The 8,630-nt window shown below is 71.3% G+C and carries 8 protein-coding genes and 2 pseudogenes; 3 read left to right on the top strand and 7 right to left on the bottom strand.

The genetic code is table 11. The annotated features are described in order from the left end of the window. The 3 genes and pseudogenes from VE172_RS23570 to ssd all read right to left on the bottom strand — a co-directional run. Positions 1 to 382, bottom strand: a pseudogene (locus tag VE172_RS23570) (hypothetical protein); the annotation flags it as partial. Between the two features lie 121 nt (positions 383 to 503). Continuing rightward, on the bottom strand, positions 504 to 1,679 hold the full coding sequence (locus VE172_RS23565) for a TadA family conjugal transfer-associated ATPase (RefSeq protein ID WP_324804454.1): 1,176 nt from the start codon (positions 1,677 to 1,679) through the stop codon (positions 504 to 506). Between the two features lie 313 nt (positions 1,680 to 1,992). After that, positions 1,993 to 3,093 carry a septum site-determining protein Ssd gene (gene ssd, locus VE172_RS23560; protein ID WP_324804453.1) on the bottom strand — a complete coding sequence of 367 codons (1,101 nt, stop codon included), beginning with the start codon at positions 3,091 to 3,093 and terminating at the stop codon, positions 1,993 to 1,995. Between the two features lie 187 nt (positions 3,094 to 3,280). Between ssd and VE172_RS23555 the strand changes: the two genes are divergently transcribed. The 3 genes and pseudogenes from VE172_RS23555 to VE172_RS23545 form a co-directional block, all read left to right on the top strand. Beyond that, a complete protein-coding gene (locus VE172_RS23555; protein WP_324804452.1) occupies positions 3,281 to 3,811 on the top strand; it encodes an EXLDI protein in 531 nt (176 codons plus the stop codon). 84 nt (positions 3,812 to 3,895) lie between these two features. Further along, positions 3,896 to 4,837: an ATP-binding cassette domain-containing protein gene (locus VE172_RS23550; protein WP_324804451.1), complete on the top strand. Its 942-nt coding sequence runs from the start codon at positions 3,896 to 3,898 to the stop codon at positions 4,835 to 4,837. Continuing rightward, a pseudogene (locus tag VE172_RS23545) lies at positions 4,834 to 5,616 on the top strand (ABC transporter permease); the annotation flags it as partial. The gene VE172_RS23550 and the pseudogene VE172_RS23545, both read left to right, overlap by 4 nt. Positions 5,617 to 5,622: 6 nt before the next feature. On the opposite strand, the gene VE172_RS23540 reads toward VE172_RS23545, so the two are convergent. The 4 genes from VE172_RS23540 to VE172_RS25830 all read right to left on the bottom strand — a co-directional run. Next, positions 5,623 to 7,041 (bottom strand): MinD/ParA family ATP-binding protein, encoded by a 1,419-nt coding sequence (locus tag VE172_RS23540; RefSeq protein WP_324804450.1) that lies wholly within the window; start codon positions 7,039 to 7,041, stop codon positions 5,623 to 5,625. A 125-nt stretch (positions 7,042 to 7,166) separates the two neighbouring features. Next, complete coding sequence (locus tag VE172_RS23535) at positions 7,167 to 7,994, bottom strand: hypothetical protein (RefSeq protein ID WP_324804449.1); 828 nt, start codon at positions 7,992 to 7,994, stop codon at positions 7,167 to 7,169. Positions 7,995 to 8,073: 79 nt separating this feature from the next. After that, a complete protein-coding gene (locus VE172_RS23530) occupies positions 8,074 to 8,301 on the bottom strand; it encodes a BldC family transcriptional regulator (RefSeq protein ID WP_324804448.1) in 228 nt (75 codons plus the stop codon). A gap of 179 nt (positions 8,302 to 8,480) precedes the next feature. Beyond that, positions 8,481 to 8,630: DUF8083 family protein (locus VE172_RS25830; RefSeq protein ID WP_475526128.1), on the bottom strand; the 150-nt coding region annotated here is incomplete at its 5' end.

Genomic DNA, 8,630 nt, shown 5'->3' with positions numbered 1-8,630 from the left:
CGCACAGCGGATCGTCGGATATGGAGAGTCGGCGGCAGGCGGCGGCGAGCAGGTCGCCGGGGGCGACACCCGCCCGCAGCTCGGCGGCCAGCATCGCGATGTCGCCGCGCATCCGATGCCGGGACGCCGCCCGGGTTCGGGAGGCTCGGTGCGCCCGCCACAGCAGGGTCGCGGCGGCGACGTAGCAGCCGCACACCCCAGCCGCCACGGGGCCGCCGAGCGGGAGCACGAGCACGGCGGACGCCGCGGCGATGCCGAGGACCAGGCGCCGCGGGTCCCCGTCGATCGCGGTTTCCAGCCTCCGCCAGGCGATCGGCAACGCGTTGGTCCACTGGGGACTGCTGTGGCCGTCGAGGAGTCGGAGTCGCCTACGCGCCCTCATGACTCCCCCAGGTTCGGTCGACGAACGCGGGGAACGAGGGGCGGACGACGCGGCGCCGACCGTGGGCGCCTCGGCGACTGTCGGTGGGCGGTCGAGACCCGAGGGCGCCAGCGGGACGGGTTCACGATTCCTCCCTGGGTGTCGCGGCGGCGGAGAGACGGTCGTCCAACAACCCCCGCAGGACGGGGAAGGCGGGGCGGAGGCCGAGGTCGCGGTGCCAGGCGGGGACGACGGCGACGGCGGAGCGGGAGGCGTCGACCGACAGCAGACAGATCTCCTGAACGACGCGGCGCCCCGCATCCCGTCCCATGTGGATGATGACGCGGAGGGCGGCGGCGATCAGGGCGTGCAGCCCGCGCGGCGGAACCCCGTGGGGCAGCGCGAGGGCGGCGAGGCGGGCGGGGACGTCGCTGGGGGCGTTGGCGTGCAGGGTTCCCGCGCAGCCGTCGTGGCCCGTGTTCATCGCGGTGAGAAGATCGATGACCTCGCCACCGCGGCACTCGCCCACGATGATGCGGTCGGGGCGCATCCGCAGCGACTGGCGGACCAGCTGGCGAAGGTCCACCGTGCCCGCTCCCTCCACATTGGCTCTGCGGGATTGCAGGCTGAGGGCGTGGGGGTGGTCGACGGCCAGCTCGGTGGCGTCCTCCACGATCACGAGGCGCTCGCCCGCGTCGGCCTGGCCCAGCAGGGTGGCCAGCAGGGTCGTCTTGCCCGATCCCGTCCCGCCGCTGATCAGGAACGGAACCCGCGCGGCCACGATGTCGGCGACCAGGCGGGCGCTGGCGGGATCGAGGGTGCCCGCGGAGCGCAGCGCGGGCAGATCGAAGGCGCGGGCGCGGTGGGTGCGCAGGCTCAGGTACGGCCCCGTGACGGCGATCGGCGGCAGGACGGCGTGAAGGCGGGTGCCGTCGCGCAGGCAGGCGTCGACGGTCGGATGGGAGTCGTCAAGGCGCCGACCGCAACCCGCCGCCAGGCGGGTGGCCAGGGCGCGCACGGCGGCGGCGTTCGAAAAGCGGATGGGCAGCCGCCGCAACCCATCCCCGCGATCGGCCCACACCTCGGCGGGCCCGTTGACCAGGACGTCGGTCACCTGCGGATCGTCCAACAGCGCCTGCAGCGGCCCCGCCCCCAGCAGGTCGTCACCGACGCGGCGGGCGGTGGACAACACGGCCGAGGCCGCCAGCGGCGCGTCGCGATTGCCCCGCACCGCCGCCGCCAACGAGGCGTCACCCACGGGCTCGCAGGCATCGATCAGCCTGCGCCGCACCGAGTCCAGCAAGGTCAGTGACTTCATCGCGACCCCCTCGATGCCAGGGTCGGGCGGCGGGAGTCGGCTTCCGCTGCCGCGGCATCCGAAAAATGGAGCCAACCCACACCGATCGAAGAACGGCTCGCGCGGCGGCACGCGGCAGCCACCAATGACGGCGGATTGGCTTCCGCTGCCGCGGCATCCGAAAAATGGAGCCGACCCACACCGATGGAAGAGCAGGTGTCGCCGCGGGCGGTGGCGTGCGACGTCGGCGAATCAGCGTCCACGGCCACGGTTTCCGAGAGACGGCACCGACACGCGACGGTTGAGGAGCGGGTGGGGGACGCGGCGGGTGGGGTCATCGGGCGTCACCCGTGGCGGGGGCGGGGTGGCGATCGGGGGTGGTGACGGCGTTGATGAGGGATTGGGAGGTGGCGGACATCGGGCCGCGCAGGGCGCGGGTGCCGAGCTTGCCCGACTCGACGGTGGGGCCCAGGCGGGGGTCGGTGCGGAGTTCGGCGAGGACGCCGACGCCGAGGGAGGCGGCGATGTGGTCGGGTTCGAGGCCGCCGGGCGAGGGGACCCGAGCGACGGCGCGCAGGCGTTGGTGCGGGACGGCGGTTTCGGCGACCACGCGACGGGCCGCGGCGATGCCGCGCACCTCGGCGGGCACCACGAGCGCGACCAGGTCGGCGCCCGCGAGCTCGTCGAGGAGGCGGGACTCGCCGTAGCGGGGAACGTCGACGACCACCAGGTCGCAGGAGCGGCAGGCGGCCTCGATGACCGTGGCGAAGAGGTCGTGGGGCGGGGAGGCGTCGCGCTGGCGGTGGAAGGACAGCAGGCCGAGCCTTCCCTTGGAGGGCAGGCGTTCTCGCAGCCGCTCGGGGTCGAAGGGGCCGTCGGTGGCGGAGATGTCGGGCCAGCGCAGGCCCTCGAGGCCCTCCCAGCCCAGCACCAGATCGAGGCCGCCGCCGTGGGCGTCGGTGTCGATCAGGGTGGTCGCCAGCCCTCGCGCCGCGGCGTTCAGCGCCACCGAGGCGGCCAGCACGCTGGCACCCACGCCCCCGCGGGCTCCCGTGATCGCCAGTACCGCCGCCGTGGTGCCCGGCGGCGATGCTGGCGCGAGGCGGCCGGTGAGCCAGGCGGCGGCCTGTGGCAGGCTCGCCACCTGGTCGGCGCCCAGGCTCAGGGCCAGGGGCCACGCCTCGTCGTACGCCAGGTGGTCCCCCGTCAGCAGCACGACGTCGCGGCGGTGCGGCAGCCGCGCCTCGGCGCAGTCGCGCACCAGGTCGGCGCCGATCACGATCGCGCTGGCCGCCGCCCAGTAGCGGCGGGCGCGGGCGGTGTCGGGCGCGATCCACGCGCCCGTGCCCGCCGCCGAGGCCAGGGTGAGCAGGTCGGTTTCGGTGCGCGGCTCGGCGGTGATGAACAGCGGCCGCGCATCGGCGAGGTCGTCCATGGTTTCCCCCAGATGGTCGGTGTTTCGGCGATTTCCACCTTCGCCCCGCGACGCCCCGCACTCCACAACGCGATCCCGAGCCTGTGGATAAGTGGCGAATTGTGGATAACTCCCCCGCCGACTTGCGCGCCGCCGCCATATACGTATACTCATACGTACAACGCCGACCGGAGGTTAGGATGCCGTGGTGCCGAACAAGACGATCTACGTCTCCGAAGACGACCTCCCGCTGTATCGGCGGGCCCAGGAGATCGCGGGCGGCAGCCTGTCGTCCGCCATCACCGCGGCCCTGCGCCGCTACATCAACGTGGAGGAGGGCCGACAGGAGGGCTTCGAGGACGTCACCGTCCAGGTGGGACCGGGCGTGGGACGCAAGGTGCGCTTCTCGGGCATCCTGCTCGGCGAGTGGGCGCACTCCACCAACCACAAGATCACCGAATACCGCGTCTACCGCACCCGCACGGGCAAGTACGCCGCCCACACCACCAAGTCTCGCGAGTGGACGGACAGCGCCACCTCGGGAGACTGGGTCAAGGATCTCAGCAACTGGCGCCTGATGCTGGGGCTCGACGAGCACAGCTGGGGCTTCAAGGAAGGCGAGGCCACGCTGGAGATCGCCGAGAACCTTGACGAGCTGCGCCACCTGATTCCCGAGGAGCTCTTCGGCATGGTGGCCGCCGCCGCCGAATATCCCAACGTCGAGGACCTCGACATCTAACCCCACCGCCGCACCCGCGCGGCACGTCCGCCCTCGGCGTGCCCAAATATTCAAACATTCCCATTGATTAGCAAGGAGCCGCTCATGCCCCCTGCCATTTTCGTCCGGGGACTTCGCAAGTCCTTCGGCGACAACCTCGTCCTGGACGGCATCGACTTCACCGTCCCCACAGGAACCATCTACGCGCTGCTCGGCCCCAACGGTGCGGGAAAGACCACCACCGTCCAGATCCTGTCCACATTGATCAACGCGGACGGAGGCGAGGCGCGCGTCGCGGGCCACGACGTCGCCGCCGACCCCGACGCGGTGCGCGCCGCCATCGGCGTCACCGGCCAGTTCTCCGCCGTCGACGACCTGCTCACCGGCCGCGAGAACCTGATGCTGATGGGCCGCCTGCATCACCTGGGGCGCCGGGAATCCACCCGCCGCGCCGCGTCCCTGCTGGACCGCTTCGAGCTCACCGACGCCGCCACCCGCACCCCCGCCACCTACTCGGGTGGCATGAGGCGGCGGCTCGACCTGGCCATGGGCCTGGTCGGCGACCCGCGCATCGTGTTCCTCGACGAACCCACCACGGGGCTCGACCCGCGCAGCCGCCGCGCCATGTGGGACAGCATCCGCGCCATGGTCGACGACGGCGTCACCGTCTTCCTCACCACCCAGTACCTCGAGGAGGCCGACGAACTCGCCGACCACATCGCCCTGCTCGACGGCGGACGGTTCGTCGCCGAGGGCACCGCCCGCGAGCTCAAGCAACTGGTCCCCGGCGGCCACATCCGCCTGCGCTTCGCCGACGCCGAGCGCCTGCGGGCGGCCGAAGGCGTGTTCCACCACGCCCAAACCGACGCCGCCGAACTGTCCCTTCAGGTGCCCGGCGACACCGGCGTCGCCTCGCTGCGTTCCATTCTGGACCAACTGGACGCCGCGTCCATCGACGTCGAGGAGCTGTCGGTCCACACCCCCGACCTCGACGACGTCTTCCTCGCCCTCACCGGCCACGACACGACCAGGGAGGTCGCCCGATGAGCTCTTTGTCCTACGCCGTCAGCGATTCCGGCGCCATGCTGCGCCGCCAGATCGTCCACATGAAACGCTATCCCTCGCTCACCCTCATGCTGGTCGGGATGCCGATCATCTTCCTTTTGATGTTCGTCTACGTCTTCGGCGGCACCATGGGCAGCGGCCTTGGCGCGTCCGCCGGAGACCGCACCGCCTACGCCAACTATCTCGTCCCCGGAATCCTGCTGATGTCGATGGCGGCCACCGCCCAGGGAACCGCGATCGCCGTGGCCATGGACATGACCAGCGGCATCATCGATCGCTTTCGCACCATGGCGATCTCCCGGGCCTCGGTGCTGACCGGGCACGTGCTGGGAGCCATGCTGCAGACCGTGATCGGCCTGGCCATCGTCACCGCCGTGGCGTTCGCGGTGGGGTTCCGGCCCTCCGCGGACGCCGTCCAGTGGCTGGGCGCCGTGGGAATGCTCCTGCTGGCCTCGCTGGCGATGACCTGGCTGTCGGTGGCGCTGGCCCTGGTGGCCAAGAGCGTCGAGACGGCCAGCAACCTGCCGATGCCGCTGACACTGCTTCCGTTCCTGGGCAGCGGTTTCGCGCCCACCGACTCGATGCCCACCTGGCTGCGCGTCTTCGCCGACTACCAGCCGTTCACGCCCATCATGGAGACGCTGCGCGGCCTGCTGCTCGGCACCCACATCGGCTCGAACGGGTGGGTCGCGGTGGCGTGGTGCGTGGCCATCACGATCGCGTCCTACCTGTGGGCGAGGCGCCGTTACCGCGGCAACCGCCGGGTCTTACAGGCCCTCCGACACCGACGCGGCGATCTTCAGCCACGCGTTGCGGGTGGCCTGCGACAGCAGGCTGTACCGGATCGGCTCGCCGGAATCCAGCAGCTTCTCGTACGGCGCCAACAGGACCGCCCGGGTCCGCGCCGCGAAGTGCCGCTGCACGGCGGGCAGGTCCAGGTCCTTGCGATGCGCGGGCATGGACACGACGCTGACCGCCTCGCGCACCAGCTCGCGCCGCCCGCTCTGCTCCAGGTGGTCGAGCATGCGCGCGGCGGTCTCGGCGGAGTCGTTGCGGGCGGACATGGTCACCACGAGCTGGTCGGTGGCGTCGATGGCCGACTGCCAGTTCGCCGCCCGGACGTTGTTGCCGGTGTCGACGACGATCAGCTTGTAGAAGCGGCTCACCACCTCGCGGATGTCGCCGAACGCCTGCGAGGTGAGCATCTCCCCGGCGGTGGCGGACTCGTCGGAGGCCAACACGTCGAACATGGCCTCGCCCTGGGCGCGGACGTACTGCGACAGGTCGCCGACCCGCCCCGTGGGGCCCTGGAAGTGGTCGAGGTCGCGCAGCAGGTCGCGCACCGTGCGGGTGTGGAAGTCCTGCTGGGACCGCATTCCCAGGGTTCCCTGGGTCTCGTTGTTGTCCCAGGCCAGCACGTAGCCGCCGCGCCGCTGGCCGAACATCATGGCCAGCATCAGCACCGCGACGGTCTTGCCGGCGCCGCCCTTGGGGTTGACCACGGTGATCTGCCGCAGGCCACCGAAGTTGCGCCGCACGGCGTCGGTGGACCGGGCGATCTCCTGCTCGCGCCTGTTGGGGCCCAAGGACAGCAGCCCGAACGTGGACTTGCGCAGCGCCGCGCGGGCGCCCGAGTTCGCCACCGGCTTGGTGGGCACCACGGTGCGGCGCCGGGCGAAGTCGTCCGCCGTGACCGCGGGGCTGTCCATGGTGCCCATCTGGTCCGAGTACGGCACCGGAAGGTAGGGCTGCGCGCTCTCCGGCGCGATCGGCGACTGTGGAGCGTTCGGCGCCGGGGAGGTCGGGGGCGACGGCATCGGCGGGGCCGGCGGCGCGGGCGGCTCGGCCTGCGGGGGCTGCGGCCACTGCGGCGGCTGCTCGGGCGTCCACTGCGCGGCGGGCTGGTACGGCTGCCCTTGGTACGGCGCGGACTGCTGCGGGTACGGGTTCTCCGCGGGCACCGCGGGGTGCTGTTGGGTCGGCGGGCTCACCACGTGGTGGCCGTTGGGCGGCGTCGTGGGTTCGGATTCCCGGGGCGGGGCGAACGGGGACCAGTGCTGCTGCGTGGTCTGCTCGTCGCCCTCGGCGCGGGGCGCGTCGGGTTGTGCCGCGGGATCGGGCGCCGCGTCCGAGGTGCCTGTCGAAGAAGGCGCGGCCGGGGCGTGGTCGGTCCGAGGTGGCTCCACTGCCTGCTCCTTAGTCATCCGGTCGAGTCATGCCAGAACCCATTGTGGTACCAGTTCACCCATAGTGCATCACGTGACGGGTACCACTACGCCATACAGGGTATAAGGCCGCCATAACCGGCCTATCAGGCCATGACGTACCAGCCCGCGGCGCCGCGCTCCATCCACCAGGTGCGCTTGCGATCCAGCTCTCCGACCACGCCATCGTCCACATAGGGCACGGGGGTGACCGGGGTGATGGCCACGGCGCGACCGGCGCCGCGCCGCACCTCCAGCCGGGTGCGCTTGCGCAGCAGACCGTGGACGTACGGAGCGGCCACGGCGACGTCCAGCTTGCCGTCTGCGGGATCGGGATCGCACAGGGGCAGCCCCTCGACCTCGCCGTAACCGGCGGCGTTGGCGACCACGCAGGTCACCAGCGACTCGCCGCCGTCGGACAGCGTGGTGTCGTCCAGGGCGATCTTGCCGCGCCACACCCGATCGCCGCCGCCCAAACGGATGCCGTGGATCGTGACCCCTCCCCCGTCGTGCCGCAGCACGTCGGTGCGTCGCACCCGGCCGCCGAGCGCGGCGGCCGCCACGTCGGCGGGGGCGCGGGGAAGGCCCAGCCGCGCCACCAGGTCGGGCTCGGCGGCCAGCGGCAACACCGCCAGGGCGGGAAGGTCGGCCACGGTGCGGTCGGCCTCCAGGGAGGGGTCACGCTTGCTGGGAGGCGGGGCCGACAGCCGCACGGCGCGGCGCAGCACCGCCCTGATCTGGGCGTCGGTGTCGGCGGCCAACACGATGCGGGCCTTCCCGTTCAGCACCTCGTCGATGCCCGCGTCGTCGGGCGCCTCGGCCAGTTCGACCGTGGCGCCGCCGTCGCGCAGGGCGTCGGCGCAGGCCAAGACCTGGGTGCGCGGGCCGCCGCAGGAGGGCGCGCCGTCGATGAGGGAAAGCACCGTGACATCCACGAGCAAGAAGATTACGTCCCCGTTCCCCGTACGCGACAAAGGCGGCCCACCGGGGATCGGTGCGCCGCCTTCAACCGGATTAGGGCGTTGCGAGGTCCTCCATGGACTCGCGAGGGACCGGGATCTGCTCGCTGAGCAGGTCGCGCACTTCGGACTCCCGGTAGCGGCGGTGACCGCCGAGAGTACGAATGGCACTGAGCTTGCCTGCCTTGGCCCAACGAGTCACGGTCTTCGGATCCACGCGGAACATGGACGCCACCTCCGCCGGGGTCAGCAGCTGCTCGGGGTCATGTGTACGCGCTGTCATGGGTTGTCTCCTCCAGAGATCTGGTGCGCGATGTTGCTAATGGGGCGTGCCATATCGCGCCGTTCCATCGTCCAGGCCGACATTGCAGGACAACATAGGCCGAACGGTCAAAAGTGACTCAACCGACAGGTAGGGAAAACGTTGAAATTTCAGCCTAAAGGCGGCTATGTCAGGTTTTCCTACCATAAGTTGCTCCGTTCCCGAAGTCTGATCACCCTCCAGCGATGAATCAACCGCTCATAGCAACGGCCGGCGAGACTCACATCGCCGCGCGCCAAAGCGGTCAATCCCTCATGGGCCAGCCGCGGCGAGTCATCGCCGCGACCATC

This window comes from Stackebrandtia sp. (genome assembly GCF_035643755.1).
In the GTDB taxonomy this organism is placed as follows: domain Bacteria; phylum Actinomycetota; class Actinomycetes; order Mycobacteriales; family Micromonosporaceae; genus Stackebrandtia.
The sequence above is the reverse complement of the archived record's forward strand: the minus strand, read 5'-3'. Positions and strand labels throughout refer to the sequence as shown.

What these genes read in the sequence shown, in the direction of transcription:
- VE172_RS23565 (WP_324804454.1), bottom strand. Translation starts at nt 1,679, where the DNA reads ATGAAGTCACTGACCTTGCTGGACTCGGTGCGGCGCAGGCTGATCGAT.
- ssd (WP_324804453.1), bottom strand. Translation starts at nt 3,093, where the DNA reads ATGGACGACCTCGCCGATGCGCGGCCGCTGTTCATCACCGCCGAGCCG.
- VE172_RS23550 (WP_324804451.1), top strand. Translation starts at nt 3,896, where the DNA reads ATGCCCCCTGCCATTTTCGTCCGGGGACTTCGCAAGTCCTTCGGCGAC.
- VE172_RS23530 (WP_324804448.1), bottom strand. Translation starts at nt 8,301, where the DNA reads ATGACAGCGCGTACACATGACCCCGAGCAGCTGCTGACCCCGGCGGAG.